General features: G+C 69.5%; 24 protein-coding genes. 10 read left to right on the top strand and 14 right to left on the bottom strand.

What is annotated here, in order from left to right; genetic code table 11:
* Window positions 1-160 precede the first annotated feature (160 nt).
* From groL to B0293_RS01475, 5 genes are all read right to left on the bottom strand, one after another.
* A complete protein-coding gene (gene groL / locus B0293_RS01495; protein ID WP_005164277.1) occupies window positions 161-1789 on the bottom strand; it encodes a chaperonin GroEL in 1629 nt (542 codons plus the stop codon).
* A gap of 440 nt (window positions 1790-2229) precedes the next feature.
* Window positions 2230-3681, bottom strand: a complete 1452-nt coding sequence (locus tag B0293_RS01490) for a serine/threonine-protein kinase (RefSeq protein WP_005164270.1) — start codon at window positions 3679-3681, stop codon at window positions 2230-2232.
* Between the two features lie 55 nt (window positions 3682-3736).
* Window positions 3737-3943 (bottom strand): cold-shock protein, encoded by a 207-nt coding sequence (locus B0293_RS01485; RefSeq protein ID WP_005164266.1) that lies wholly within the window; start codon window positions 3941-3943, stop codon window positions 3737-3739.
* A 114-nt stretch (window positions 3944-4057) separates the two neighbouring features.
* On the bottom strand, window positions 4058-4681 hold the full coding sequence (locus tag B0293_RS01480; protein ID WP_005164264.1) for an AIM24 family protein: 624 nt from the start codon (window positions 4679-4681) through the stop codon (window positions 4058-4060).
* Window positions 4682-4685: 4 nt separating this feature from the next.
* Entirely contained in the window at window positions 4686-5363 is a 678-nt protein-coding gene (locus tag B0293_RS01475; protein ID WP_005164262.1) for a TIGR00266 family protein, read from the bottom strand.
* Between the two features lie 75 nt (window positions 5364-5438).
* Between B0293_RS01475 and moeA the strand changes: the two genes are divergently transcribed.
* Window positions 5439-6632 (top strand): molybdopterin molybdotransferase MoeA, encoded by a 1194-nt coding sequence (moeA, locus tag B0293_RS01470; RefSeq protein WP_005164259.1) that lies wholly within the window; start codon window positions 5439-5441, stop codon window positions 6630-6632.
* A 31-nt stretch (window positions 6633-6663) separates the two neighbouring features.
* Here moeA and B0293_RS01465 read toward each other — a convergent pair whose 3' ends face one another.
* Window positions 6664-7908 carry an MFS transporter gene (locus tag B0293_RS01465; RefSeq protein ID WP_005160593.1) on the bottom strand — a complete coding sequence of 415 codons (1245 nt, stop codon included), beginning with the start codon at window positions 7906-7908 and terminating at the stop codon, window positions 6664-6666.
* Window positions 7905-8468 carry a winged helix-turn-helix domain-containing protein gene (locus B0293_RS01460; RefSeq protein WP_005160591.1) on the bottom strand — a complete coding sequence of 188 codons (564 nt, stop codon included), beginning with the start codon at window positions 8466-8468 and terminating at the stop codon, window positions 7905-7907. Before B0293_RS01460 ends, B0293_RS01465 begins: the two co-directional genes overlap by 4 nt.
* 80 nt (window positions 8469-8548) lie before the next feature.
* Between B0293_RS01460 and B0293_RS01455 the strand changes: the two genes are divergently transcribed.
* The 3 genes from B0293_RS01455 to pssA all read left to right on the top strand — a co-directional run bounded on the left by B0293_RS01455 (window position 8549) and on the right by pssA (window position 11007).
* The gene (locus B0293_RS01455; RefSeq protein WP_005160588.1) at window positions 8549-8830 is read left to right on the top strand and encodes a GlsB/YeaQ/YmgE family stress response membrane protein; all 282 of its coding nucleotides are present in this window, start codon (window positions 8549-8551) and stop codon (window positions 8828-8830) included.
* Window positions 8831-9306: 476 nt separating this feature from the next.
* Entirely contained in the window at window positions 9307-10035 is a 729-nt protein-coding gene (locus B0293_RS01445; RefSeq protein ID WP_005160584.1) for a phosphatidylserine decarboxylase, read from the top strand.
* A 3-nt stretch (window positions 10036-10038) separates the two neighbouring features.
* The gene (gene pssA / locus B0293_RS01440; protein WP_005160582.1) at window positions 10039-11007 is read left to right on the top strand and encodes a CDP-diacylglycerol--serine O-phosphatidyltransferase; all 969 of its coding nucleotides are present in this window, start codon (window positions 10039-10041) and stop codon (window positions 11005-11007) included.
* A gap of 293 nt (window positions 11008-11300) precedes the next feature.
* Here pssA and B0293_RS01435 read toward each other — a convergent pair whose 3' ends face one another.
* Window positions 11301-11942: a TetR/AcrR family transcriptional regulator C-terminal domain-containing protein gene (locus B0293_RS01435; RefSeq protein ID WP_005160579.1), complete on the bottom strand. Its 642-nt coding sequence runs from the start codon at window positions 11940-11942 to the stop codon at window positions 11301-11303.
* An 81-nt stretch (window positions 11943-12023) separates the two neighbouring features.
* Here B0293_RS01435 and B0293_RS01430 point away from each other — a divergent pair, with 81 nt between their 5' ends.
* Together B0293_RS01430 and B0293_RS01425 are read left to right on the top strand one after the other, a co-directional pair.
* Window positions 12024-12638: a nitroreductase family protein gene (locus tag B0293_RS01430; RefSeq protein WP_005160577.1), complete on the top strand. Its 615-nt coding sequence runs from the start codon at window positions 12024-12026 to the stop codon at window positions 12636-12638.
* 13 nt (window positions 12639-12651) lie between these two features.
* Window positions 12652-14931: an AAA family ATPase gene (locus B0293_RS01425; RefSeq protein WP_005160576.1), complete on the top strand. Its 2280-nt coding sequence runs from the start codon at window positions 12652-12654 to the stop codon at window positions 14929-14931.
* A 51-nt stretch (window positions 14932-14982) separates the two neighbouring features.
* Here the strand turns inward: B0293_RS01425 and B0293_RS01420 are convergent, their stop codons facing one another.
* Complete coding sequence (locus tag B0293_RS01420) at window positions 14983-15621, bottom strand: LytR C-terminal domain-containing protein (protein ID WP_005160575.1); 639 nt, start codon at window positions 15619-15621, stop codon at window positions 14983-14985.
* Window positions 15618-15929 carry a DUF3263 domain-containing protein gene (locus B0293_RS01415; protein ID WP_005160574.1) on the bottom strand — a complete coding sequence of 104 codons (312 nt, stop codon included), beginning with the start codon at window positions 15927-15929 and terminating at the stop codon, window positions 15618-15620. The genes B0293_RS01420 and B0293_RS01415 overlap by 4 nt, the downstream gene beginning before the upstream one ends.
* A 157-nt stretch (window positions 15930-16086) precedes the next feature.
* Here B0293_RS01415 and B0293_RS01410 point away from each other — a divergent pair, with 157 nt between their 5' ends.
* Window positions 16087-16659, top strand: a complete 573-nt coding sequence (locus B0293_RS01410; RefSeq protein ID WP_005160573.1) for a peptide deformylase — start codon at window positions 16087-16089, stop codon at window positions 16657-16659.
* A 111-nt stretch (window positions 16660-16770) separates the two neighbouring features.
* Here the strand turns inward: B0293_RS01410 and B0293_RS01405 are convergent, their stop codons facing one another.
* Window positions 16771-18939, bottom strand: coding sequence for a glycoside hydrolase family 15 protein (locus tag B0293_RS01405; protein ID WP_005160572.1), 2169 nt, complete (start codon window positions 18937-18939; stop codon window positions 16771-16773).
* A 295-nt stretch (window positions 18940-19234) separates the two neighbouring features.
* On the opposite strand from B0293_RS01405, the gene thiC reads away from it, so the two are divergent.
* Together thiC and thiD are read left to right on the top strand one after the other, a co-directional pair.
* Window positions 19235-20878: a phosphomethylpyrimidine synthase ThiC gene (gene thiC / locus B0293_RS01400; protein WP_005160571.1), complete on the top strand. Its 1644-nt coding sequence runs from the start codon at window positions 19235-19237 to the stop codon at window positions 20876-20878.
* Complete coding sequence (gene thiD / locus B0293_RS01395) at window positions 20875-21690, top strand: bifunctional hydroxymethylpyrimidine kinase/phosphomethylpyrimidine kinase (RefSeq protein WP_005160569.1); 816 nt, start codon at window positions 20875-20877, stop codon at window positions 21688-21690. Before thiC ends, thiD begins: the two co-directional genes overlap by 4 nt.
* Window positions 21691-21760: 70 nt before the next feature.
* On the opposite strand, the gene B0293_RS01390 is transcribed toward thiD, so the two are convergent.
* Both B0293_RS01390 and B0293_RS01385 read right to left on the bottom strand, forming a co-directional pair.
* Window positions 21761-23278, bottom strand: coding sequence for an alkaline phosphatase family protein (locus tag B0293_RS01390; RefSeq protein WP_005160567.1), 1518 nt, complete (start codon window positions 23276-23278; stop codon window positions 21761-21763).
* A gap of 95 nt (window positions 23279-23373) precedes the next feature.
* Window positions 23374-23772 (bottom strand): winged helix-turn-helix transcriptional regulator, encoded by a 399-nt coding sequence (locus tag B0293_RS01385; RefSeq protein ID WP_209437309.1) that lies wholly within the window; start codon window positions 23770-23772, stop codon window positions 23374-23376.
* 88 nt (window positions 23773-23860) lie between these two features.
* Here B0293_RS01385 and B0293_RS01380 point away from each other — a divergent pair, with 88 nt between their 5' ends.
* A complete protein-coding gene (locus B0293_RS01380) occupies window positions 23861-24784 on the top strand; it encodes an NADP-dependent oxidoreductase (RefSeq protein ID WP_005160562.1) in 924 nt (307 codons plus the stop codon).
* A 78-nt stretch (window positions 24785-24862) separates the two neighbouring features.
* Here B0293_RS01380 and B0293_RS01375 read toward each other — a convergent pair whose 3' ends face one another.
* Window positions 24863-25882, bottom strand: a complete 1020-nt coding sequence (locus tag B0293_RS01375; RefSeq protein ID WP_005160559.1) for a phosphatidylinositol-specific phospholipase C domain-containing protein — start codon at window positions 25880-25882, stop codon at window positions 24863-24865.
* Window positions 25883-25899 lie beyond the last annotated feature (17 nt).

Below are 25899 nucleotides of genomic sequence, written 5' to 3'. Positions count from 1 at the left end.
CCCCCGCCCCAGTGCTAGTCCGTGAAGGCCTCCTTGAGGGACCCAGAGTCCCTCAAGGAGGCCTTCACGGACTTGGCCCGCGCCCACACCACCCTCCGGGCAAAGGAAAAGCCCGGACGCGCGAGGCGCGTCCGGGCTTTCCGGTGTTACGGGCTCGAACTCAGAAGTCCATGCCGCCCATGCCACCGGACGGGTCGGCGGGAGCGGCCGAGGCCTTCTCCGGCTTGTCCGCCACGACGGCTTCGGTGGTCAGGAACAGCGCCGCGATGGAAGCGGCGTTCTGCAGCGCGGAGCGGGTGACCTTCGTGGGGTCCGGCACGCCGGCGGCGAGCAGGTCCTCGTAGACACCGGTGGCGGCGTTGAGGCCGTGACCCTGCGGGAGGGACTTGACCTTCTCCGCCACGACGCCGCCTTCGAGGCCGGCGTTGATCGCGATCTGCTTGAGCGGCGCCTCGACGGCGACCTTGACGATGTTGGCACCAGTGGCCTCGTCGCCCTCGAGCTTCAGACCGGCGAAGGCGGCCTCGGCGGCCTGGATGAGAGCGACGCCACCACCGGCGACGATGCCCTCTTCGACGGCGGCCTTGGCGTTGCGCACCGCGTCCTCGATGCGGTGCTTGCGCTCCTTCAGCTCGACCTCGGTGGCGGCACCGGCCTTGATGACGGCCACGCCGCCGGCCAGCTTCGCCAGACGCTCCTGGAGCTTCTCGCGGTCGTAGTCCGAGTCCGAGTTGTCGATCTCGGCGCGGATCTGGTTGACGCGACCCTGGATCTGGTCGGCGTCGCCCGCACCCTCGACGATGGTGGTCTCGTCCTTGGTGATGACGGCCTTGCGCGCCTTGCCCAGCAGGGAAAGGTCCGCGTTCTCCAGCTTGAGGCCGACGTCCTCGGAGATGACCTGGCCACCGGTCAGGATCGCGATGTCCTGCAGGATCGCCTTGCGGCGGTCACCGAAGCCCGGGGCCTTGACGGCGACGGACTTGAAGGTGCCACGCATCTTGTTGACGATCAGGGTGGCCAGAGCCTCGCCCTCGACGTCCTCGGCGATGATCAGCAGCGGCTTGCCGGACTGGATGACCTTCTCCAGCAGCGGCAGGACGTCCTTGACGGTGGAGATCTTGGAACCGAAGAGCAGGACGTACGGGTCCTCGAGCTCGGCTTCCTGACGCTCCGGGTCGGTCACGAAGTAACCGGAGATGTAGCCCTTGTCGAAGCGCATGCCCTCGGTGAGCTCGAGCTCGAGCCCGAAGGTGTTGCTCTCCTCGACGGTGACGACGCCTTCCTTGCCGACCTTGTCCAGCGCCTCGGCGATGAGCTCGCCGATGGTGCGGTCCGCGGCGGAGATCGACGCGGTGGCGGCGATCTGCTCCTTGGTCTCGATCTGGACGGCGGCCTTGTGCAGCTGCTCGGTGATGGCCTCGACGGCCGCCTCGATGCCGCGCTTCAGGCTGATCGGGTCGGCCCCGGCGGCGACGTTGCGCAGACCCTCGCGGACGAGAGCCTGGGCGAGCACGGTGGCGGTGGTGGTGCCGTCACCCGCGACGTCGTCGGTCTTCTTGGCAACTTCCTTGACGAGCTCGGCCCCGATCTTCTCCCACGGGTCCTCGAGCTCGATCTCCTTGGCGATGGAGACACCGTCGTTGGTGATCGTCGGCGCGCCCCACTTCTTTTCGAGCACGACGTTCCGGCCCCGCGGGCCGAGGGTCACCTTGACGGCTTCGGCGAGGGTGTTCAAGCCGCGCTCGAGACCGCGGCGGGCGTCCTCGTCGAACGCGATCAGTTTGGCCATTGCGGTGTGGTCCTCCGGTATTGGGCGCCACCGCCGCGCTGTGGTCAGCGGCGGCAGCAGGACTCTTCCTCGGCCAGGCTCGGTGCCCGCGACGGACGACCCACCCGTTCAAGGGTGCGGCCTCACCGTCCCGACCTTCAGGCGGGCGGTCGGTGACCGCCTGCCTGGCACTCGACGGCGTCGAGTGCCAATGCCGTGTTTAGCACTCTCCAGGGTCGAGTGCAAGAACCGCAGGTCAGTGTCTATGCCGCGCGCTGACCCAAACCTGCCGGACGGGCGGCTCCGAGTCTTGACAGCCGGAAGCGTGACAGGGCCCGCCCATCAGGTTTGAGTGGGCCTCCGGCCCGAAGGACGGCGCGCGGATGAAGTCTCCGTCGGGCGCGGGCGCCCTCCGAAGACCTTGTGGCCGAGCCCACCGACACCTGCCGGCTTCGATCAGTTCAGTTGCTCGGCTTGATCGAGATCGACGTCGGCGGAGCCTTGGCCGACGACCCCGGAGCCTGCGACTGCGAGTTGCCGGGACCGACCGGGATGTTCGGCGCGGTGGTCTGCGGGCCGTTGCCGCTGTTCGAATCACCGAAGATGAAGATCGCGGCGACGATCGCGCCCGCGACCACGAGGACGCCGACGATGATCCAGATCCACTTGGCGCCGCCGCCCTTCTTGGGCTGCTGCTGGAAGCCGCCCTGCTGCTGGGGCGGCGGGCCGTAACCCGGCGGCGGGCCCTGCTGGAATCCGCCCTGCTGCTGGAAGCCGCCCTGTTGCGGCGGCGGGCCGTAGCCCGGGGGCGGTCCTTGCTGGTAGCCACCCTGCTGGAAACCGCCCTGCTGGGGCGGCGGGCCGTAACCGGGCGGCGGGCCTTGCGGCGGGAGACCCTGCGGTCCGGGTCCCTGCTGGCCGTAGCCGGGCTGCTGTCCTCCGTACGGGTGCACGGGGCCCCCCTCTCCCTGTGGCGGCGTGTTCTGCCGTGGCGCTTGCTGCGGTACCGCCTGCTGGACGGTCGCGGCCGCCGCCTGCCCTGGCGGGCCCGGGGGCTCGGTCGAAGTCGCCAGCGGCCCCAGGGCACGCCTGGCGGCCGCGATCATCTCAACACAGTTCGGGTAGCGATCGGCGGGATTCTTCGCCATTCCCTTCCGGACGACCTCGTCGATGCCCGCCGGGAGGCCGACGATCCGCGAGATGGCCGGGGGCTCGCCGTTCAGATGCCCCTTGATGACGGTCTGCACGTCGCCCTTGAAGGGCGGGCTGCCGGTCAGGCAGGCGTAGAGGACACAGGTGAGCGCGTACTGGTCGGTGCGGCCGTCGAGCGGCTCACCGCGCAGGTGCTCGGGGGCCGCGTACGTCGGCGAGCCGAGGAAGTCGCCGCCGCGGGTCCGGTGCCCGGTGGCGCCGCGGCGGGTCAGGCCGAAGTCGGCGACGTAGACGTGCTCGCGGGAGGTCTCCTTGCTGGTGACCAGGACGTTCGCCGGTTTGACGTCGAGATGCACGAGACCCCGGTTGTGCAGGGTGTCGAGCGCGTCGGCGACCTGGTCGAGCATGGTCAGCGCGCGGGCGGGCGCGATCGGTCCACCGGAGATCAGCCCGGCGAGGTCCCCGCCGTCGACCATCCGCATGGCGATGTAGAGCATGCCTTCGAGCTCGCCGAAGTCGTACAAGGGCACGACGTTGGCATGGTCGATCGCGGACGTGTTCCGCGCCTCGTCGACGAAGCGTTCGCGGAACTCGGCGTCGGCCCCGAGGTGATCACCGATGACCTTCAGTGCCACCTTGCGTCCGAGCCGCACGTCCGTGGCCTTGTAGGTCACGCTCATGCCGCCCTTGCCGAGCACACCGTCGATGCGGTAGTTGCCCAGCCGGCGACCGGTCAGGTCCCCCGACTCATCGCCTGTCACGCAGCGCAGCCTAACGCGCCAGTTCCCGAAGCCGCCGGGGGTCGCCCGAAGTCCTCTACGAGACCTTGCGTACGTCCGCCGCCTGACTCCGCCCGTCACGGCCGGACTGGACTTCGAATTCCACGCGATCGCCCTCGTCGAGCGTCCGGAATCCATCGGCCTGAATGGCCGAGTAGTGGACGAAGACGTCGGGCCCCTCAGTGGATTCGATGAATCCGTAGCCCTTCTCCGAGTTGAACCACTTGACGGTGCCGACTGCCACGGCGCCCTCCCTCAGCACGGGACCCGCCACCCCTGTCTGCCCCGGACGGCGGTTTGAAGTGCAGTTCACGCTACCCGAATTACCGGCGGCGGCAATGCTCAATTCGTCCCAAGGTCACCCGCGAGAAAGACGCCTATTGCGCGCTTGCACGAGGACGCGTCCTGGGCCTGCGAAGTCCAGGGCGAGCCCTTCGCCGGTGCGGACCGACTGCGGACCGGACTGGTCCACCGCGCGGAGACGGCACTGCACGGTGTCCGGATACGCCAGCAGGAAGTCCGGCCGCACGGTGACGAGTTCGCCCGCGGTGAGCTCGAAGGCGTCGACAGGGCCCTGCGCGGCCAGCACGAGCGGGCCGCTCCCGCTGTAGTGCTCCAGGAAGCCGGAATCCGCGCCGAAGAGCTTCTGCAGCGGCGCCCAGCCGGGGTCCTGCCGGATGGTCGCCGGCCGGGCGAGGATCGCGTCCCGGCTCACGCACCAGCCCGCGCCGCCGGTGAACTCCAGCGGGTAGACGTCTCCGGCGGTCAGCGGCGCGAAGTCGATCCAGCCGCCGCCCTCGGGCGCGTTGAACACCGAGGGCGCGGCCTTGCCCGCCCGGGAACCGCCGCGCGCGGGCACGGTTTCGGTGATGCCGAAGCTGCTGGCCAGCATGGTGTCCCCGGCGGCCTGGACGGCCTCGCCGGGGGACAGCAGCACGCGTGCGACCCCGAAGTTCGGGGTGTGCCTCGTCTGGACGCGCATGCGCTCAGCGGGAGGGGACCTGGGCGATCACCCAGGCGGACAGCGCCGACGGGTTGCGGGTCTGGGTGAGCAGCTGGCCCGGCCCGGCGAAGTCGAAGACGAGGCCTTCACCGCTCTTCATCGACTGGATGACGCCCGTGGCGACCTTGCGGATCTGGTACTGGACGGTGTCGGCGAACGCGACGACGTGCCCGGTGTCGATGGTGATCACCTCGCCCTGCTGGAGGGTGACCGTCTCCAGCGCGCCGTAGCAGGCCACGACCAGCGGGCCCTGTCCCGTCGCGTGGGTGAGGAAGCCGCCCTCGCCGCCGACGAGGTTCTTGAGCCCGCCCCATTTGGTCTCGGTCTGCACGCTGTGGGAGGACGCGAGCCAGGAGCCGCGGGTGACGCACCAGCCGGTGCGGCCGTCGAGGTTGATGACCTGCATGTCGCCCGGCAGGTTCGCGGCGACGTCGACCCAGCCGCCGTTCTGCGGGGCGGTGTAGGTGGAGATGAAGAAGGACTCACCGGAGAGGAAGGCGCGGCCGAGGCCCTTCATGATGCCGCCCTGCGCCTGGGACTGGACCTGCACGCCGTAGCTCGTCGCCATCATCGCGCCGGACTCCACCTGCGCCGGTTCACCGGGCGCCAGCATGAGCCTCGCCACCGCGAACGACGGCTGGTGACGGATCTGAACCTGCATGTCTTCTTCTCCCCGGGTGGTTCGTTGTGACGCGCAGAGTCTTGCATGCGGGGCCCGAGGCGGGAGGATGGTCCGGTGATCTCCGTCGACGCCCACCGTGAGACCGTCACCGGCCTGCTCGGAAACGCCCCAGTCCTCCGCCTCCCGCTCGCCTCCGCCGCCGGGCTCGTCCTGGCCGAGGACGTCCTCGCGGGGGTTTCGCTGCCGCCGTTCGACAACTCCGCGATGGACGGGTACGCCGTCCGCGCCGAGGACATCGCCGAAACTCCGGTGACGTTGCCGGTCGCCGACGACATCCCCGCGGGCCGGATCGAGATCGCGAAGCTGGAGCCGGGTACCGCTCACCGGATCATGACCGGCGCCCCGTTGCCGCCCGGCGCCGACGCGGTGGTGATGGTGGAGCACACGGACGGTGGCGTGACGGACGTCCGGATTCTCAGGACGGCTGTCCCGGGCGCGCACATCCGGCGTCGAGGCGAAGACGTCGTCGAGGGCACGGTGGCGCTCTCGGCGGGGACGGTGCTGGGCCCGGCGCAACTGGGGCTCGCGGCGGCCGTCGGGCTCGCCGAGGTCCCCGTGTACAAGCCGCTGAAAGTGCTCGTCGTGTCCACCGGGACCGAACTCGTCGACGCGCCGGAACCCTTGCGGCACGGGCAGATCTACGAGTCGAACAGCATCATGCTGGCGTCCGCGATCCGCTCGCTCGGCTGCGAGGCCGACGTCGTGCGCAGTGTCGTCGACGACGTGGCCGAGTTCCGCGCGGTGATCGAGCCGCGGCTGGCGGACGTCGATCTGCTGGTGACCTCGGGCGGGGTCAGCGCGGGCGCGTACGAAGTGGTGAAGGACGCGCTGACCGGACAGGGCGTGGAGTTCCGGAAGATCGCGATGCAGCCGGGCGGGCCGCAGGGCTGCGGACGGTGGAACGGCGTGCCGGTGGTGACGCTGCCGGGGAACCCGGTGAGCGTGCTCGTCTCGTTCGAAGCGTTCCTGCGGCCGGCGTTGCTCGCGGCGATGGGGCACACGGGTGTCGACCGGCAGAAGGTGCGGGCCCGGCTGACCGAGGCGATGAAGTCCCCCGCCGGGCGGCGTCAGTTCCGGAGGGGCTTCTACACGCATTCCGAGGGCGAGGTCACCGGGATAGTCGGACCGCGCGGCGGGCCGGGATCGCATCTGCTGGCTTCGTTCACGCAGGCGAACTGCCTGATCGTGCTGCCGGAGGACGTCGACTCGGTGGAGCAGGGCGACGAAGTGACTGTCCTGCTCCTCTGACTTCCCGGCCCCGCGGATCGCGTTTAGCGGGCTAAACGCGATCCGCGGGGAAGTCGCGGCAGCGGCCGATCGGCGTGAACAGCAGGGCGAAGACGGCGACGACTTCGAGCCCGGCCATCAGGCCCAGCGTCTGCCGCACTCCGGCGAGCTCCCCGAGGAGCCCGCCGAGCAGGCCGCCCAGCGCGATCGCGCCGAAGCTCAGCACGGACATGCTCGCGGTGACCCGGCCGAACATCGCCGCCGGGACGTAGCGCTGTTTGAAGGTGGCGTTGAGGACGTTCGAGCCGACGACCCCGGCGCTGAGCGCGAACCCGGCCACGACGAAGTAGGCAAGCCCCCAGCCGCCGTTCGCCAGCGGCCCCAGCAACATCATCAACGCTCCGAAACCCTCGCAGAGCACGAAAGCGCGCGCGGTGCCGATCCGCGCGGCGAGTTTGCCCGACAACGCGGCGCCGAAGACGCCCCCCGCGCCGACGAGGGCGAGCACCAGCCCGACGGCACCCGGCCCCACGCCGAGGTCGCGGGCGAGGAACACGACCTCGATCGACTGGTAGCCCATGAGCGCGACGTTCGAGACCGCGCCGAAGACCGCGAAGACGCGCAAGTACCGGTCGTGGACGACGAAAGTGAGGCCGTCGCGGATCTCGTCCCGCAGCCGCGAACGCGCCTTGGCCGGGCGGGCGGGCTCGCGGTACCGGATGGATCGCAGGCACAGCACCGAGATCCCGAAACTGACGGCGTCGGCGAGCACTCCGGTGACCGCGCCGAAGCCCTGCGCCAGCAGACCGGCGAGGCCGGGTCCGCCGATCTGCGCGGCGGATTCGCTGCCCTGCAATTTCTCGTTGGCTTCCTGGAGTTGCTCCTTGTCGACCAGCGAAGGCAGGTACGCGCGGTAGGCCACGTTGAAGAAGACCTTCGCGGTGCCGCCGGCCAAAGCGACGACGAGCAACTGGGTCATCGTGAGCAGGCCGGACCACGCGGCGACCGGAACGCTCAGGAACACCAACATGGAGAAGGTGTTGCACGCCAGCATCACCGGCCGTTTCGGCCACCGGTCGACCCAGGCGCCGGCGGGCAGGCCGATCAGCAGCCAGGGCAGCCAGGCGGCCGCGGTCAGCAGCCCGACCGCGAAAGTGCTCGCCTGCAAGGTGACCACCGCGACGAGCGGCAGCGCGACGACGGCGATCGAACTGCCGAGCACACTGGTCGTCTCGCCGGTCCACAGCAGCCGGAAATCCCTGGAGCGCAGCAATCCGCCGCGTTCGCGGACGCTCACGGCCGGGCCGGGACGGCGCGGGTGGAGATGAAGACGGGACGGCGTTCCTGGCCGTCGTCGGGGATCTCACGGCCGCTGTAGGACTTGATCAGCTCGTGGACCTTCTGTTCGAGTTCGGCCAGTTCGGCGACGGACATCTTCGCCCAGCTGTCGGTGGCGAAGGCGGCGCGATGCCACTCCTCGGGGTAGGTCTCGCGTTCGGCGAACCATTGGCGCGCCATGGAAACCTGACGTTCGAGGGCGAGGGATTCGGCGGCGGCCGCGACCGGGTCGTCGGGGAAGTCCGACGGCGACCAGGAAACCGCGTAGCCCACGCGGCGCCACCAGCGCTCGCGCCGGTCCCGGGCGAGCTCCGGTGCCTCTTCGACCAGATCGCTGGCGGCCAGCACCTTCAGGTGATGGCTGACGTTCCCCACCGCCTGCCCGGTCCGCTCGGCGAGCACGGACGCCGTGCTCGGACCGTCGAGGCGGAGGACGTCGAGCAGGCGGCGCCGCAGCGGGTGGGACATCGCGGCGAGCACCTTCGAGTCGTGGACTTCGTGGACTTCACGGTCGGCCATGACGCACAACAGTACTTGCACAAGAATTCTTGTACAAGTGTCGTTGTGCGCTACTCCATCCGCGTCGGTAATCTCGGGGTATGGGTTTCTTCTCGTGGATCGTGTTCGGCGCCATCGCCGGGTGGCTGGCCAACATCGTGGTGGGCGGCCCGGGCAGGCGGGGCGGCTGCCTGTTCAGCATCCTGGTCGGCGTGCTCGGCGCGGCGCTGGGCGGTTTCATCTACCGGCTCGCGACGGGCACCGAACGGTCCTTCGAATTCGACTTCCCCAGCTTCGGTGTCGCCATTCTCGGCTCGATCGTGCTGCTCGCCCTGCTGCGGCTGGTACAGGGCTCCAACCGGAACGACTCTTATCGCCGGTGACCAGTGGGGTAACCGTTGGTAACGGTTTACTCGCGACCGGTGATCATCAGCGTTCGGCGCACTAGTGTGGGACGTTCGCTCAGTTCCAGCGGCCGCGTCCGGGTGCATGTGCCGTCGGGGGGCATATGCATCCGGACGCTCGCGCCTCGGCGATGAGCGAGACGGCGCGGACGGGGTCGACCAGTGTCGGCATGGGCGCCGCCGAAATGTCCCTCTTCCAGGCTCGGAACAGCTCAGCGAGTCGCTCGCCTGCGGGGTCCGGGCTGGCGGGCATTCGCGGGTCCTCAAGGTCGGCGATCGGCATCAATCACCTAGAGTTATCGCTTATTTCCACCTTCCGTTACCGGGATGTGGTGCCTCCCACCCGGGCCGGGGAAACCCTTCCGGGGGAGGCCACGGCCCGGCCCCGGACAGGGCGGTAGCGTGGTGCTCTTCCTGTCCCGACCCCCCGACACGAACTGCGGTGAACCCGACCAATGAGCGGCAACCGGCCGGAAGCCACTGGTAATCCCCTCGCGCACGCCGTGAAGCTGGCCCGCGAGACCGTTCCGCCGATGCACCCGGCCGGCAGGCCGTTCGTGTTCGGCGGTCTCGCCGCGACGCTGGTGCTGCGGAGGTTCTCCAAGCGCCTCGGTGTCGTCGGCGCGCTCGCGACGGCCGCCACGGCCGCTTTCTTCCGTGAGCCCAAGCGCGTCCCGCCCGCAAAGCCGGGCCTCGCGGTCGCGTCGGCGGACGGTCTGGTGTCGCTGATCGAGGAGGCCGTGCCGCCGCCCGAGCTGGGGCTGCCCGCCGAACCGCGGATGCGGGTGAGCGTGTTCCTGTCGGTGTTCGACGTGCACGTCCAGCGGATCCCGGCGTCGGGTGTGATCGAACGGGTCGCGTACCGGCCCGGGAAGTTCCTGTCCGCGGACCTGGACAAGGCGAGCGAGGACAACGAGCGCAACTCCGTGCTCATGCGCACCGAAGACGGTCACGAGCTCGTCGTGGTGCAGATCGCCGGCCTGGTGGCGCGGCGCATCCTCTGTGAGATCCGCGAGGGTGACAAGGCCGTCGTCGGCGCGACGTACGGCATCATCCGCTTCGGCTCGCGAGTCGACCTTTATCTGCCGCCGGGCAGCAAGGTTCTCGTCTCGAAGGGCCAGCGCACGATCGGCGGCGAGACCCCGATCGCCGAGCTGCCCACGGCGCCGCACCCGGAAGGCTGATCCATGGTCCGCGTGACCACTCCCGGTGTCCGGCTGCTGCCGAACGCCATCACGGTGCTCGCTCTGTGCGCCGGTCTGTCGTCGGTGCAGTTCGCGCTGATCGGCAACTATCCGATGGCGATCGCGTCGATCGGGATCGCCGCGGTGCTCGACAGTCTCGACGGCCGGATCGCGCGGCTGCTGGACGCGACGTCGAAGATGGGGCAGGAGCTCGACTCGCTGTCCGATGGCATCTCGTTCGGTGTCGCGCCCGCGTTGGTGCTGTACGTGTGGCACGCCGAGGGCGAGCGGATCGGCTGGGTGGCGTCGCTGATCTTCGCGGTCTGCATGATCCTGCGGCTGGCGCGGTTCAACACGCTGATCGAGGACACGGAGCAGCCGCCGTACGCGGGCGAGTTCTTCGTGGGTGTGCCCGCGCCCGCCGGTGGTCTGCTGGCGATGCTGCCGCTGATCCTGGAGCTGCAGTTCGGGCAGGGCTGGTGGTCGCATCAGTACACGGTGTGGGTGTGGACGATCGCCGTCGCCGCGCTGCTGATCAGCCGGATCCCGACGCTTTCGCTGAAGACGGTGAAGGCGCCGCCGAAGGCGATCGCGCCGCTGCTGGTCGGGGTGGGCCTGCTGGCCGCCGCGATCATCCAGTTCCCGTTGGTGGCGCTGGCGATCGCGCTGGTGCTGTACCTGGCGCACATCCCGTACTCGGTGTACCGGCAACGCTGGCTGGCCAAGCATCCGGAGGCGTGGATGGCGCCGCCGCGGGAACGGCGCGCGATCCGGCGTTCTTCGAGCCGCCGACGGCTGGGCCTGCGCCCGCCGCTGCGGCGCGTGGTGGCCGGTGCCGCCCAGCGCGTCCGGCTGCAACGGGGCGAACAGCACGTCGCGCGCGCTCCGCGCACCCTCACCGACAAGGACCGGGACAACACCCGGGGCCCGCGGCGCCGCTCATGGCGGCGAATCGGCCTCCGAAAGCGCTGATCCCCGCCTGATCCCCCGCTGTTCTCCAGCTGACTGCCCACCCCCAGCCCCCCGCCCGTCCCTGGGGGACGGCCCCGCGCCCAGCGTATCGGGCCCCCCGGACGGGACCTGGGGAAACAGGGGCGGGGAGCGGGAGTTGTCCACAAAGAGGTGGCCCTGTGGACAACCTGGGGACAAACGCGAATATCGCTCGCCCACTCGCCGGGTCCGGGACGTTGCGAAAGCCACGTTCGCAACCTTGAAGGTTGCGAACGTGGCTTTCGCAACGCACCCAGGAGCGCGCGCCCCGAAGCTCAGCCCACCGAGGCGCGCAGACCGCCGATCACCAGGTCCAGCTGGAACTCGAAGTCCTGCAAGCAGTCACCGTCCAGCAGTGACGGCAGTGCCCGGTGCAGCGAAGGCAGCCCGTCCGCCGTCACCGACCGCTGGAACCACGCCACCACCGGCTCGGCCCGCTCCAGGTCCGAAGCGTCCGCCACCCCGGAGAGTCCCACCGTCTCGGTCAGCACGGCGCCGAACACCAGCCCGATCAGCGACCGGTAGCCCCGCGCGGCGCCACGCTCGTCCAGCCCGGCGTCCAGCAGCGCCGCGAACATCGCGTCGATGAACTTCAGCGCGCCGGCCGAACGCGGATTCGCCGCGTCGGTCGCCAGCGCCCGCACCACCACCGGATGCCTCGAAAACGCCGTGTACAGGCCATGGGTGAGCGCCCGGAGCCGCTCGTCCCAGGGCCCGGGGCCGGGCAGCGGCACGCTCTCGAAGACCCGCGCGGTCAGCCCGTCGAGCAGGTCCCCCTTGTTCGCGACGTGGTTGTAGAGCGACATCGCCTCCACGCCGACGTCGGCGGCCAGTTTCCGCATCGAAAGTCCGGCCAGTCCGTGCTCGCCCGCCAGCCGCAACGCGGCGTCGAGCACCTTCTCCCTGCTCAGCGCCATGTGTCCCACTTTACCCGCACCCCCTTACGCCGTAAGTGCTTACATCGTATGCTTACGTCGTAAGTCACCTGGAGGGATGTCATGGACACCGAAACTCTGCTCACCACCACCCGCTCCGTCCGCCGCAAACTCGACCTCGACCGGCCGGTCGAAGAAGGGCTGCTCGAAGACTGCGTCCGCGTCGCGCAGCAGGCACCGGCCGCGGGCATGCTGCTCGACGCCCAGCGCTGGGTGATCGTCCGCGACCCGGGGCTGCGCACGGAGATCGCGAAGATCGTCCGTGCCGAGGCGATCCCGACCATGGCGAAGTACGGCCACCTCACGACCGAGGCCGTCATGCGGTCGGCCCGCCACCTCGTCGACAACCTCGGGCGCGTCCCGGCTCTCGCGATCCCCTGCATGATCGGCCGCCCGCCGGAGGACCCCGTCGTCCAGAACGGTTACTACGGCTCGGTGTACCCGGGGATCTGGAGCTTCCAGCTCGCGCTGCGCTCGAAGGGGCTCGGCAGCTCGATGTGCGCGTACCACCTGCCCGCGCGCGAGGCCGAAGTCGCGGAGCTGCTCGGGATCCCCGCCGACGTCACGCAGATCAGCCTGCTCGCCGTCGCGTACACGACCCAGCGCGACTTCTCCCCGGGTGCCCGGCGACCCGCCCGCGAGATCCTGTCCTTCGACCGCTGGGAACGGTCCGCGTAGATAGGGTGGCGGGGTGAGCGCACCCCAGATCACGCTGACCGTCCGGCACACCCCGTCCGTCCTGGACTCCCGCCGCGGCGTCGTCCGGCTGCATCCCGAAGTCCTCGACGCGCTCGGCCTGATGGCCTGGGACGCGGTCCGCGTCACCGGCGCGCGGGTCAGCTCGGCGCTGGCCGCCCCGTCGGACGCGGAGGGGGTGCCGGGCGTGATCCTCGTCGACGACGTCACGATGTCGAACCTCGGCGTGACCGAGGGCTCGGAGGTGGTCGTCGCGCCGGCGGAGGTGTCCGCCGCGAAGACGGTCACCGTGGCGGGCTCGCGGATCGCGAGCGTGTCGCTCTCCCCGCACACCCTGCGGCTCGCCCTGATCGGCAAGGTGCTGACCGTCGGCGACGCCGTTTCCCTGCTCCCCCAGGATCTCGCGCCCGCGCCGGGCTCCGACGTCCCCGCCGTCCGCGGCCAGCTTTCCCGCGCCATCGGCATGACGTGGACGAACGAGCTGCTCACCGTCACCGCCACCGAGCCGTCGGGGCCGGTCGCCGTCGGACCGTCCACTGTGGTCAGCTGGCGCGGCGGCGCCCGCACCGGCGAGACCGAGCCCGCCGCCGCTCCGGCCAGGGCCGGGACGACGCTGGTCCGCAGCACGCCCGCCACCCCGCACGAGGATTTCATCGACGCCGAGATCGTCGAGGACGAGCAGATCGAGGAGGTCGCCGAGGAGTCCGTGCCGCCGCTGTCGGATCTCGCCGGATCCGAATCGGCCGCGCGCAAACTCGCCGAGTGGTTCGACCTGGCCTTCCACCGCCCGGAACTGCTGGCCAAACTCGGGACGTCGGCGCATCTCGGCGTCCTGCTGTCCGGCCCGGAAGGCGTCGGCAAGGCGACGCTGGTCCGCGCCGTGGCGCAGGCCGAGAAGGTGCGGGTGGTGACGCTCGCGGCGCCGAACATCGCCGTCCTCGACCCGAACGTGGCCGCCGCGCGGCTGCGCGAGGCGATCGAGCAGGCCACCCGCGACGAAGACCCCGCCGTCCTGATGATCACCGACATCGACGCGCTGCTGCCCGCCTCTCAGCCGCCGCCGCTCGCGACGGTCGTCCTCGACGACCTGCGCAAGGCCTTGCGCAGCAAGGGCTTCGCCGTCGTCGCCACCACCGGGCGCGCCGAGTCGGCCGATCCGCGGCTGCGCGCCGCCGACCTGCTCGACCGCGAACTGGGCCTGCCGCTGCCGGACTCGAAGACCCGCACGGAACTGCTGCGCGTGCTCCTGCGCGAAGCCCCGCTGGAGGCCGGTGTCGACGTCGGTCCGATCGCCGAACGCACCCCGGGCTTCGTGGCCGCCGACCTGATCGCGCTCCGCCGCGACGCCGCCCTCCGCGCCGCGTTGCGGCAGCGTGACGTCGACGAGCCGCGGATCTCCCAGCAGGACCTGCTCGACGCGCTGACCACCGTCCGCCCCATCTCGATGTCCACTTCGGACAATCTGGCCACCGGCGGGCTCACCCTCGACGACGTCGGCAACATGATCGACGTCAAGCAGTCGCTCACCGAGGCGGTGCTGTGGCCGCTGCGCTACCCGGATTCGTTCGCCCGCCTCGGTGTCGATCCGCCGCGCGGGGTGCTGCTGTACGGGCCGCCCGGCGGCGGCAAGACGTTCCTGGTCCGTGCCCTCGCGGGCACCGGCGCGCTGAACGTCTTCGCGGTCAAGGGCGCCGAACTGATGGACAAATGGGTCGGCGAGTCCGAGCGCGCGGTGCGGGAACTCTTCCGCCGCGCCGCCGAGGCCGCGCCGTCGCTGATCTTCCTCGACGAGATCGACGCGCTCGCCCCGCGCCGCGGCCAGTCCTCGGACTCCGGCGTGTCGGACCGGGTCGTCGCGGCCCTGCTCACCGAACTGGACGGGGTCGAGCCGATGCGCGAGGTCGTCGTCCTCGGCGCGACGAACCGGCCGGAGCTGGTCGATCCGGCCCTGCTGCGGCCGGGACGGCTGGAGCGCCGCGTCTACGTCCCGCCGCCGGACGCGCACGCGCGTGAGGCGATCCTGGCCGCCAGCGCCAAGAACACGCCGCTCGCGTCCGATGTGGACCTCGCGGCGTATGCGGCCACTTTGGACGGTTACTCGGCGGCGGACTGCGCGGCGCTGATCCGGGAGGCCGCGCTGACCGCGATGCGGGAGTCGCTGGAGGCCAAGGAGGTCACCGCCGCGCACCTGGCGAAGGCGGCCAAGACCGTGCGGCCTTCGCTCGACCCGGCCCAGCTGGCGGCTCTGGAGGCCTACGCGCAGAACCAGGTCTGAGATACATGAAGGCCCCCTTCCAGCAAGGAAGGGGGCCTTCATGTACTGCGGCTAGGAGCCGCCGCTCTTGTCGTTTTCGTCGTAGTCCTTGGTGAGGATCACGATCACGCCGGGAGCGGCGTTTTGAATGCCTTCGAACCTCGGCTGGGCCTCGATGCCGAACTCCAGCGCCAGTGCCTTCGCCGCGGCCTCCTCGTCGGTGCCCGGCCGGAAGTAGGCCGCGGACTTCGGGAGCTTGCCCTGGTGGGGGCCGACCTCGGTGACGTTCCAGCCGGAAGCGCGGAAGTCGTTCGCGGCCCGCTCGGCGAGGCCCTGGATCAGGCTGTTGTTGTAGACGCGCACCGTCACCCACTTGTGTGACGCCTGCTGGTCACCACCCGGCTGTCCAGGACCGGGCTGCCCGGTCTGCCCCGGCTGGCTCGCCGGGGGCGCGGAGCTCGCGGGCGCGCTCGACGGCGGCGCCGAAGAGGCGGGCGGCGAACTGGCCGGAGGTGTGCCCGACGGCTGGGACGAAGGCGGGGTCGCGCCGTCCGACGTCGTGGGCGTCGTACCGGGCGGCGTGGCGGTGTCCGAATCACCGCCACCGCTGGTCAGGGTGATCCCGCCGATCACGGCGGCGATCACGGCGACACCGACCAAGGCCAGTCCGGCGGCCTTCATCGGCCGGGACAGACCCGAAAACAGACTCATGAGAGATCGATCCCCAGTCGCCGGGCCGCGCGATTGCGCTGCCGGGCCGCTCGCGTCTTTCGCAGGCGCTTCACCAGCATCGGGTCGGCCTGCATGGCTTCGGTCTTCTCGAGCAGCCGGTTCAGCAATTGGTAGTAGCGAGTCGACGACATCGAGAAGCGTTCGCGGATGGCCTGTTCTTTCGCGCCGGCGTACTTCCACCACTGACGTTCGAACGCGAGCATGTCGAGCTCGCGCTCGCTGAGGCCGTTCACGGTCTCCGACGGGGACGGCTGGTCGGGCTCGGCCATCGACTCCGCGGCGTCCATCCGACTCCTCGCAATCAGGTCAGTGCTCGGCGGCGTGAAACCACAGGCTTGTCATTCCGCGGCGCCATTAGACCACGGAACCAACGCCCGGCCTCGGTATCGGCGTCGGCGCGTCATGGGTAAGGGTGTACCAGAAGGGTCCGACTAAACTGCGCGCGTGACCGTCCATCCCATCGTGATCGCCGGCGAGCCCGTGCTGCACAACCCGACTCGGGAGATCACCGAGTTCGACGCCAAGCTGCGCACTCTCGTCGACGACATGTTCGAGACCATGTACGCCGCCGAAGGGGTCGGCCTCGCGGCCAACCAGATCGGCCTCGACCAGCGCGTGTTCGTCTACGACTGCCCCGACGACGAGGGCACGCGCCACAAGGGCGTCGTGGTGAACCCGAAGCTCGAGACGTCGGAGATCCCGGAGACGATGCCGGATCCGGACGACGATTGGGAAGGCTGCCTGTCGGCTCCCGGCGAGTCGTACCCGACCGGACGCGCTTCGTGGGCGAAGGTCACCGGCTTCGACGTCGACGGGAATCCGATCGAGGTCGAAGGCACCGGCTACCTCGCGCGCTGCCTCCAGCACGAGACCGATCACCTGGACGGCTTCATCTACCTCGACCGGCTGGTCGGGCGCCACGCCCGCGCGGCGAAGAAGATGCTCAAGGCGAACAAGTGGGGCGTTCCGGGCAACTCCTGGCTGCCGGAGGCGCAGCCCGAGCCCGCCGACGACTGAAGGCAGCCGAAGGGGCCCTTCACCTCATCTGACGCGGTGAAGGGCCCCTTCACCTCATGACATGCGGCGAAGGGCCCCTTCAGCCCCCGCCAGAGGACACGAGGCAAACGCCTAGCAGCCCAAGAAGTGACACCTCACCACCCGGGGCTGCTCGATCACCTTCCCGGCCTCCACCGACCAGGCCAGCCGCAGGTACTGGGCGTGCGTCCAGGCCAGCGGTGTCGCGGACGCCGTCGGAGTGCCCGCAGGGAAGCCCGTCTGCCCCGAAGGCGCGTTCTCGTCCCAGACCTGCTCCGGCATGGTGTCCCCGGAGCTGCTGACGCGACCCAGGTCGCGAAGCCGCTTCGCGGCCGTACCCCGGTCACCGGCGGCCAGGTCGTACTCGCCGCGTTCACCCGCGAGCAGCGGCCACAGTCGCCCGTAAGTGGTCCGGCTTTCGGCCGGGAACGTGTAGTCCCAGGGTGAGCCGTCGGCCTTCTCGCCGTACCCGTCCTTCGTGTAGCGGTGCCAGAACTGCCCCGTCGGAGTGGTGAACGCGATGTCGGCGTCGGTGACCTTGATGCTGTTCCTGATCACCGGATCGTCGGCCCGGTAGATACCCAGCCGCACCAGTTCGAGGAAACCGGCGTCGGTCACGGCACGCTGGTCCATGGTCACGCTGGAATTGCCGAGGTTGTACTTCGTGCCGTTGTTCGCGTCGCCGTCCTTGGTCAGCCGGACGAAGTACGGATCCTTCGACAGCGGACCGTTCGTGGTCACCGTCCAGCGGGCGAGTCGCGCTTTAAACGCGTCGGCGGTGTCGAGGTAGCGCTTCGCGTCGGCGGCGGCGCCGTTCGCCTCGGCGAGATCCGCCGCGCAGACCAGCCCGGCGATGACGGCCGCGATCGTCGAGGGCGAGTAGCCGTCCTGTTCCTCCCAGCGTTCCTGCTGGCTGTACGGCGACGAGTGCCCGTTTTCCGCCTTGTAGGACAACAGGAATTCCGCGGCCTTGCGCACACCCTGCCAGGTTTTGCCATCGGTGCGGCCGAGCTGCTGCGCGAGCACGATCGGCAGCGCGGTCTCGTCGAGCTGGATGGACGTCCAGTACGGCGTGCCGTCGACGTGGCTGTTCTGCGGCAGATGCCCGTCCGGCAGCTGCTGCGTGCCGAACATGTAGTCGACCGACCGGTCGGCGGCGTCGCGATCGCCGGCGGCGAGCAGGCCGGTCGCGATCTGATAGAGATCACGCGGCCAGACCAGGTGATACGTACCCGACGGCGACCATTCCGGGTCGTTGTTCCCGAACCGCCACGGCATGCTCGGCGACGCGATGAGCGCACCCCGGTGGATCTTGTCCTCGCTCGCCGCGAGCATGAGCACGGACGCCTGGTAGAGGTCCCGTTCCTGCTTGGTCTTGAGCGACGACGGCGCGTCCTTCACCTGACGGAGGTACTGCTTCCAACCGCGGTCGTACGCGCGGGCGACGTCGGCGAATCCGCGTCGCAGCGAGGCTTTCGCGTTCGTGAGCGCGCCGGAGTCCTTCGGGCCCATGCCGAGCGAAAGTGTGAAGTCCCGCGAGCGCACACCGTCGGCGGAGGTCTGCCCGGTGATCAGCACGTTGCCCTTGGCCGCGGTCGCGTAATCCTTGAGCGTGAAGGATTTCGTCAGCTGGGTGAGGCCGTCGGAGGAACCCGAGTAGCCCACGGAAGTCCGTGAGAACGCCGGTTCCGCGGTCAGCGCGGCCGCCGTCTTCGCGTCGGAGGACACCGCGCTCGTGCCGTCGGTGCGCGCGGAATCGTCGGAACCCTCGTTGGTGAGATCGGGATCCGCGACCGCGTACACCTGGTACGGGCGGCCGGTCAGCGATACGAAGTCGACGTCGATCAGCACACTCGCGCGCGCCGGGTCGGTGACGTAGGTCTTGCGGAGCTTCCAGCGGCGCTGGTCGTCGGTGATCGTCTGCTCGTAGGTGAGGCCTTCGGCGCGGCGCACCTGCTGCGCCTTCGCCGACGAATCGACGGTGGCGAAGCTCTTCCCGTCCGTGACGACGAGGTCGAGCGCCCGGACGCTCGGCGTCGACAGATCCGGGTAGTAGACCTCGGACATCCGGCCGCTTTGGAGCGTGAACCAGACGTTGCTCGCCCTTTCGCGGGCGGTGCCGAAGCCGGTCTTGTCCGCCGGGAGCCAGCTCGGATGGGCGCCGGGCGCACCGGGCGCCTCACCGCCCTGGGCCGCGGCCACCGCCGGGACCAGCCCCGCGATCAGCACTCCTGCCAGTGCCGGGAGCATGAGTTTTCGCATCTTCACCCCAGACTTCTGTAACGGTGCAGAACCTCCGGGATTCTGTCGTGAATCCCCCGCTCGCACATGCTCCAAACCGGTGAACCGCTAACGCTGTCGACTTGTCTCCAGGTGGTTCACCTCAGGGCGGGTTGATTGCGGCGGCCCCGGCGTGGCATGGTCGGGGCACAACCAAACAACCGCGGGAGCTCGCGCCATGGCGGGCTGAGAGGGCGGCTGGTGTCTTTCCAGAAGACCCGGCGCCGCCGACCGCATGAACCTGACCGGGTAATGCCGGCGTAGGGAGTGAACGTCGTTGACGACTCTTGAGAACGAGTCTGCCATCACGCCGACCGTCACCACCGGACCGATCACCGGTTCGCGGAAGGTCTACCACCGGACGGAATCCGGTCTCCGGGTCCCCGCGAGGCGGATCGATCTTTCGAACGGCGAGCATTTCGACGTTTACGACACTTCCGGCCCGTACACCGACGACGACGCGCAGATCGACGTCCACAGTGGACTGCACCGGCTGCGCGCCGGCTGGGCCGACGGTCGTGAGCACAACACCCAGCTGGGCTGGGCGAAACAGGGCGTCATCACCCGCGAGATGGAGTACGTCGCGGCACGCGAGCGCTGCTCGCCGGAATTCGTGCGGGACGAGGTCGCGCGCGGTCGCGCGGTGATCCCCGCCAACCGCAGGCACCCGGAGACCGAGCCGATGATCATCGGCAAGAACTTCCTGGTGAAGATCAACGCCAACATGGGCAACTCGGCCGTCTGGTCCTCGGTGGAGGAAGAGGTCGACAAGATGGTGTGGGCCACCCGCTGGGGCGCCGACACGATCATGGACCTCTCCACCGGCAAGCGGATCCACGAGACACGCGAGTGGATCATCCGCAACTCGCCGGTCCCGGTCGGCACCGTGCCGATCTACCAGGCGCTGGAAAAGGTCAACGGGGAGCCGGAAAAGCTGTCGTGGGAGGTCTACCGCGACACGATCATCGAGCAGTGCGAACAGGGTGTCGACTACGTCACCGTGCACGCCGGGGTGCTGCTGCGCTACATCCCGCTGACCGCGCGCCGGGTCACCGGCATCGTCTCGCGCGGCGGCTCGATCATGGCGGCGTGGTGCCTCGCGCACCACAAGGAATCCTTCCTGTACACCAATTTCGCGGAACTCTGCGAGATCCTGCGCGAGTACGACGTCACGTTCTCCCTCGGTGACGGCCTGCGCCCCGGCTCGATCGCCGACGCGAACGACCGCGCGCAGTTCGCCGAACTGGAGACGCTCGGCGAGCTCACGCACATCGCCCGCGAGCACGACGTCCAGGTGATGATCGAGGGCCCCGGCCACGTGCCGATGCACAAGATCAAGGAGAACGTCGAACTCGAGGAGAAGCTGACCGGCGAGGCGCCGTTCTACACCCTCGGCCCGCTCGCGACCGACATCGCGCCGGCGTACGACCACATCACCTCGGCCATCGGCGCGGCGCAGATCGGCTGGTACGGCACGGCGATGCTGTGCTACGTCACGCCGAAGGAGCACCTGGGCCTGCCGAACCGCGACGACGTCAAGACCGGCGTCATCACCTACAAGATCGCCGCGCACGCCGCCGACCTCGCCAAGGGGCACCAGTACGCGCAGGAGTGGGACGACGAGCTTTCCAAGGCCCGCTTCGAGTTCCGCTGGAACGACCAGTTCAACCTGTCGCTGGACCCGGACACCGCCCGCGCGTACCACGACGAGACCCTGCCCGCGGAACCGGCGAAGACGGCGCACTTCTGCTCGATGTGCGGGCCGAAGTTCTGCTCGATGCGCATCACCCAGGACGTCCGCAAGTACGCCGAGGAACACGGACTGTCCACTGTGGAGGCGATCGAGGCGGGCATGTCGGAGAAGTCGACCGAGTTCGCCGAGCAGGGCAACAAGGTGTACCTGCCGGTGGTCAATCCGTGACCGAAACGCCCCGGACCGCCCTCACCATCGCCGGATCGGATTCCGGCGGTGGTGCGGGCATCCAGGCCGATCTGCGGACCTTCTTCGCCAACGGGGTGCACGGGATGGTCGCGCTCACCGCGGTCACCGTGCAGAACTCGCTGGGCGTGCAGGGTTTCAGCGAGATCCCGGTCGACGTCGTCACCGGCCAGATCAAGGCCGTCGCCGGGGACATGGGCGTCGACGCGGCGAAGACCGGGATGCTCGCGACGGCCGAGATCATCAACGCCGTCGCCAAGACGCTCGACGAGGTCCACATCGGACGTTCGTCGGGTACGCCGTTCGTCGTGGACCCCGTCGCCGCGTCGATGACCGGGCACGCGCTGCTGCGCGAGGAGGCGCTGGAGGCGATCCGCACCGAGTTGTTCCCGCGCGCCACGCTGATCACGCCGAACCTCGACGAGGTTCGACTGCTGACCGGCGTCGAGGTGACCGGGCCCGCGACCCAGCGGGAGGCGGCGGAAGCGCTGCTGGAGTTCGGTTCGGAGTGGGTGCTGGTGAAGGGCGGGCATCTCGACGCGACTCAGGATTGCGTGGACCTGTTGTCCGACGGCGGTTCCTGGGTGGAGCTGAGCGGGCCGCGGTTCGACACGCGGAACACGCACGGCGGCGGGGACACGATGGCTTCGGCGATCACGTCTTCGCTGGCGAAGGGGGCCGACGTGCCGACGGCGGTCGCCGAGGGGAAACGGTTCATCGAGCGGTGCGTGGCCGAGTCTTATCCGCTGGGCGCGGGCGTTGGCCCGGTTTCGCCCTTCTGGCGACTGTCGTAAGTCCGTGAAGGCCTCCTTGAGGGACCCAGAGTCCCTCAAGGAGGCCTTCACGGACCACTCCAGTGCCGGGTCAGCGGGTGGTGAGGCGGGGAGCGTCCACCGCCCAGTACCAGTTGTTGCCCGCCGCGTAGAGCCGCCAGGTCAGCTTCACCGAACGAGCCCCCGCGGGTACCTTCACCGAAGCCGACGTCGGTACCGAAAGCACGTCACCGCCCTTGTTGGCCGTCCCCGATTCCGGCCCGTAGGCCAGCACGTTCTGCTCCGGCCCGCCGTCGAACGACGCCGTCAGCGCACCCCGCTGCGTCCCCTCCTGCCGGTAGTGCGACACGAACGAGACGTCCACAGTGGACTTACCGGAGACGTCGAGACCCGGTGAGACAAGCGAGGAATCGAAGGTACCGCGCGACGAGGGTGAGCCCTTGTCGTCCCACTCGTCCGGGTCCGCGACCGCGAAGACGCCACGGGCCCGCGCGTTCGCCTCACGCTGCTGGCCGGGGGCGGTGCGGGTCCAGAAGTCGTCGGTCGTGAAGGCCCAGCCCTGCCACTCCGTCACGCCCGCGGGCATCCCGGCGGCGTTGCGCACGGTCCAGCCGCCCGGTGCGTCGTGCGTCCAGCCGAGGACTCCCGCCGGGACACCGGTTTCGTCCTGCCGGGGCTTCAAAGTTGCCGTGTCGAAGACGTCCGCGGGCGCGGCGCCGAGCGGGTAGCCGTCGTAGACCGCCGGGGCCGCGACACCCAGATGGCGCAGCACCGTCGGCGCGATGTCGACGATCTTCGGTGCCACGGCGGGGGTTCCGGCCGGGACGGCGCCGCCCGCGGCGATCACGAACGTCATCCGCTCCTCGGGGCTGTCGCCGCCGTGACCGCCGGACGCCGTGTGGCCGTGGTCGGCGGAGATCATGATCAGCCAGTCTTCACCGGCGCGGTTCGCGCGCGCGTCGACGGCGGCGAGCAGGCGGCCGATCAGTGCGTCGTCGGTCCGCAGCGAGGCTTCGTACTGGGCGGAATCCGCGCCATGGCCGTGACCGGCTTCGTCTGTCTGTCCGAAGTAGACGAAAGACGCGTCGGCCTTGTCCTGCTTGAGATGCTTCTCCGCGTCGACGGCGACCTGCTCATCGGTCTTCTCGTAGCCCGCGCTGTCACCGTTCTGGACGAACTTGCGGTCCTGGCCGGTGCGCAGGATCTTGTCGCCGATCGGCGTCCAGTCGACGGCCGCGTAGGTGTCGAGCGCCGGGTTCGCGGTTTCGGCACGGGCGAGCCAGCTCGGATGCGAGGCGAGGTCGTTGCCGGCGAAGGAGTTCTCCTTCACCTTGTGCTTGTCCGGCCAGACGCCGGTGAGGATCGTGGACCAGCCGGGGCCGCTGACCGTCGGCGCCATCCCGCTGCCGTACAGGGAACTGCGCGAGGCATAGCCGCGCTGCACCAGCGCGTGGACGTTGGGGGTGTCGGCGGCCATCAGCTTGTCGAACCGGGCGCCGTCCAGGCCGATGACCAGCACCTTCGGCGTTTTGGCCGCCGCGGCGGCCACACCGGACGTCAGCCCGGCGACGGCCACCAAGGCCGACAGGAGGGAAAGCGTTCTGCGCACGAAAGCCTCCAGATAACTTGTTCGAACCAATTGTTCGTCAAGTTAGTGCGCCGAACTGTCTTCCCGATGAAGTCCGCGTGCCCCCGTGAAGGACTTCAGCCGACGGGCTCCATCACCCGCGAGTCGTAGCCCTTCCGGGATTCGAGGATCCCGTCGAAGTTGGCGACCGACCATTCACTGACCGCCATGAGCAGCGTGCTCGCGCTCGAACCGCGCTCGGTCAGCGCGTACTCGACGGTCGGCGGCGTGGTCGGGAAGACCGTGCGCGTGACCAGGCCGTCGCGTTCGAGGGCGCGCAGGTTCTGGGTCAGCATCTTCTGGCTGATCCCGCCGACCGCGCGGCGCAGTTCACCGAACCGGTGCGGCCGCCGGGACAGCGCGCCGAGCACCAGCGCGGTCCACTTGTTGGCGAGCAGATCGAGGACGTCGCGGCACGGACAGTTCCGCAGATAGATGTCCCACGGCGATTCCGGCACTTCACAGGTAGTTTCCATCAGGTACCTAGTTTACCTTTAAGTGCCTTCTAGCGAGAAGTGACCAAGCGGCCGATCATGGAAAGCACCAACAACGGAGGAGCTTTCGATGCGCGTCGTGACCCAGCAGCGGCTTGGTGGCCCTGAAGTGCTGGAGGTGACCGAGACCGACCGTCCGGCCCCCGGCCCGACCGAGGTGCTCGTGCGGGTGCGCGCCGCCGGGATCAACCCGGTCGACTGGAAGACCCGGGCCTACGGCGTGTTCATGGGCGAGCCGCCCTTCGTCCTCGGCTGGGACGTGTCCGGGGTCGTGGAGGAACTCGGCGTCGGCACGACGCGCTTCACCGTCGGCGACGAGGTCCTCGGCTTCCCGTGGTTCCCCCGGCAGGCCGGTGGTTACGGCGAATACGTGACCGCGCCCGCCCGCCAGTTCGTGCGCAAACCCGCCGGGCTGAGCCACGAACAGGCCGCCGGGCTGCCGCTCGCCGGGCTCACCGCGTGGCAGGGCCTGGTGGACATCGCCGACCTCCGGCCAGGACAGCGCGTGCTGATCGACGCGGCCGCGGGCGGTGTCGGGCACCTCGCCGTCCAGGTGGCGAAGGCGCGCGGCGCGTACGTCCTCGGCACGGCGAGCGCCGGGAAGCACGACTTCCTCCGCGAACTCGGCGTCGACGAGCCGATCGACTACCGCGACGAGACCGCGACGGCGTCCGGCGTGGACGTCGTGTTCGGGCTGGTCGGCGAGGAAAGCGACCTGCGCTGGCTGGACGCGGTCAAGCCGGGCGGGCTGCTCATCGCGGTCCCCGGTGGCGTGAGCGAGGCCGTCGCCGCCAAGGCCGGAACGCTCGGCGTGCGGACGTCGGGGATGCTCGCCGAACCCGATCAGCTCGGCCTGCTGGCGCTGACCGAACTGATCGAGAAGGGCGAACTGCGCGTCCACGTCGAGCAGACCTTCCCGCTGGCGGACGTCGCCAAGGCGCACGAAGTCGGCGAAGGCGGCCGTGTCACCGGGAAGCTCGTCCTGACCGTCTGACCCCACGCGTTTAGTCCTCTGGATGCTGTAGTTGCACACGCAAGAACCGCATCCAGAGGACTAAACGCGGTCGTGGAGCTAGCCGCGCGGAAGTACCTGCGGCAGCACGGTGGTCAGCCCCGTCCAATCCGAGGTCAGCACCGAAGCGTGGTTCTTCGCCAGCAGGGCCGCTCGCGCGCTCGCCTGGTCCACCGTGGGGGCACGGGAGTCGATGGCCGGCGCGACGTTGTGCGCGTCGGTCATCACCACGTAGTAGTGGTTGTCGTCGTACCAGCCGGGCCCGGTCTGCGTCAGGAACGCGGTGGCGTCGCCGTCGAAGACCACGAACCACGGCCGCAGCCCGGCGTCGGCGTACTTCGTGCGCGGGTCGCCGGGTGCCGCGCCGTGCACCGTCGGGAAGATCTGCACCTCGCCGACGCGGCCCGCGTCCTTGAGCGACCGCAGATATCGCCCGTACTCGACGTCGGTCTTGAGCGTGTCCGTCGGATTTCCCTCTTCGACCGTGCCGGGGATGATCTCGATGATCACCTTGCCCCGCAGCGCGTCCAGGGACGGCCAGTTGTCCGCTTTGGCCGCGTCGTCGAGCGTCGCGTACCCGCCGAGCAGGTCCGCCGGCCGGAACACCGTACTGCCCAGATGTGCCCGGATGGACGCGTCGAGTTCGTCCGGGCCGAGGCCGCGGTTGTCGGCGAACCCGGTCTTCATCTCCAGTTTGAGCGTGACCGGTTTGCTGTCCGGATGCGCGCCCAGCCAGACGCGGATGTCATCGAGGCAGTGTTCGAGGTTCTTGTTCCGCCCACCGGAGTACAACTGCGACGGCGTACTCGCCGCGACGCAGTTGTTGTTGTTCCCCAACGGGTTCGAGTGACTCACTTTCCACTCGCGAGTGATGATGTTCGGCCAGACGTCGAGTTCGATCAGCGAGGTACCGGCGTCCAGCGAGCGCGCCAGGTAGTCGTAGGCACCGGTCTCGTAGGTGTTGTGGACGCCGACCGTTGTCACGTGGGAGACCTTGGCGGCGTCGGCGTTCGCGACCGTTCCGGACAGCGAAGCCGCCAAGATCACGCCGACGAGGGATACCGCGGGGACGAGTTTCATCCGAGCCCTTTCGCACG

The organism is Amycolatopsis azurea DSM 43854, assembly GCF_001995215.1.
In the GTDB taxonomy this organism is placed as follows: Bacteria; Actinomycetota; Actinomycetes; order Mycobacteriales; family Pseudonocardiaceae; genus Amycolatopsis; species Amycolatopsis azurea.
The sequence above is the reverse complement of the archived record's forward strand: the minus strand, read 5'-3'. Positions and strand labels throughout refer to the sequence as shown.

Excerpts from the sequence above, each read along its gene's own strand:
- B0293_RS01380 (WP_005160562.1), top strand. The coding sequence starts at position 23,861 with ATGCGCGTCGTGACCCAGCAGCGGCTTGGTGGCCCTGAAGTGCTGGAG.
- B0293_RS01445 (WP_005160584.1), top strand. The coding sequence starts at position 9,307 with ATGAGCGGCAACCGGCCGGAAGCCACTGGTAATCCCCTCGCGCACGCC.
- B0293_RS01375 (WP_005160559.1), bottom strand. The coding sequence starts at position 25,882 with ATGAAACTCGTCCCCGCGGTATCCCTCGTCGGCGTGATCTTGGCGGCT.
- groL (WP_005164277.1), bottom strand. The coding sequence starts at position 1,789 with ATGGCCAAACTGATCGCGTTCGACGAGGACGCCCGCCGCGGTCTCGAG.
- B0293_RS01435 (WP_005160579.1), bottom strand. The coding sequence starts at position 11,942 with ATGGCGCTGAGCAGGGAGAAGGTGCTCGACGCCGCGTTGCGGCTGGCG.
- B0293_RS01405 (WP_005160572.1), bottom strand. The coding sequence starts at position 18,939 with ATGCGAAAACTCATGCTCCCGGCACTGGCAGGAGTGCTGATCGCGGGG.
- B0293_RS01455 (WP_005160588.1), top strand. The coding sequence starts at position 8,549 with ATGGGTTTCTTCTCGTGGATCGTGTTCGGCGCCATCGCCGGGTGGCTG.
- B0293_RS01430 (WP_005160577.1), top strand. The coding sequence starts at position 12,024 with ATGGACACCGAAACTCTGCTCACCACCACCCGCTCCGTCCGCCGCAAA.
- B0293_RS01460 (WP_005160591.1), bottom strand. The coding sequence starts at position 8,468 with ATGGCCGACCGTGAAGTCCACGAAGTCCACGACTCGAAGGTGCTCGCC.
- B0293_RS01475 (WP_005164262.1), bottom strand. The coding sequence starts at position 5,363 with ATGCAGGTTCAGATCCGTCACCAGCCGTCGTTCGCGGTGGCGAGGCTC.
- B0293_RS01480 (WP_005164264.1), bottom strand. The coding sequence starts at position 4,681 with ATGCGCGTCCAGACGAGGCACACCCCGAACTTCGGGGTCGCACGCGTG.
- pssA (WP_005160582.1), top strand. The coding sequence starts at position 10,039 with ATGGTCCGCGTGACCACTCCCGGTGTCCGGCTGCTGCCGAACGCCATC.
- B0293_RS01420 (WP_005160575.1), bottom strand. The coding sequence starts at position 15,621 with ATGAGTCTGTTTTCGGGTCTGTCCCGGCCGATGAAGGCCGCCGGACTG.
- B0293_RS01385 (WP_209437309.1), bottom strand. The coding sequence starts at position 23,772 with ATGGAAACTACCTGTGAAGTGCCGGAATCGCCGTGGGACATCTATCTG.
- B0293_RS01415 (WP_005160574.1), bottom strand. The coding sequence starts at position 15,929 with ATGGACGCCGCGGAGTCGATGGCCGAGCCCGACCAGCCGTCCCCGTCG.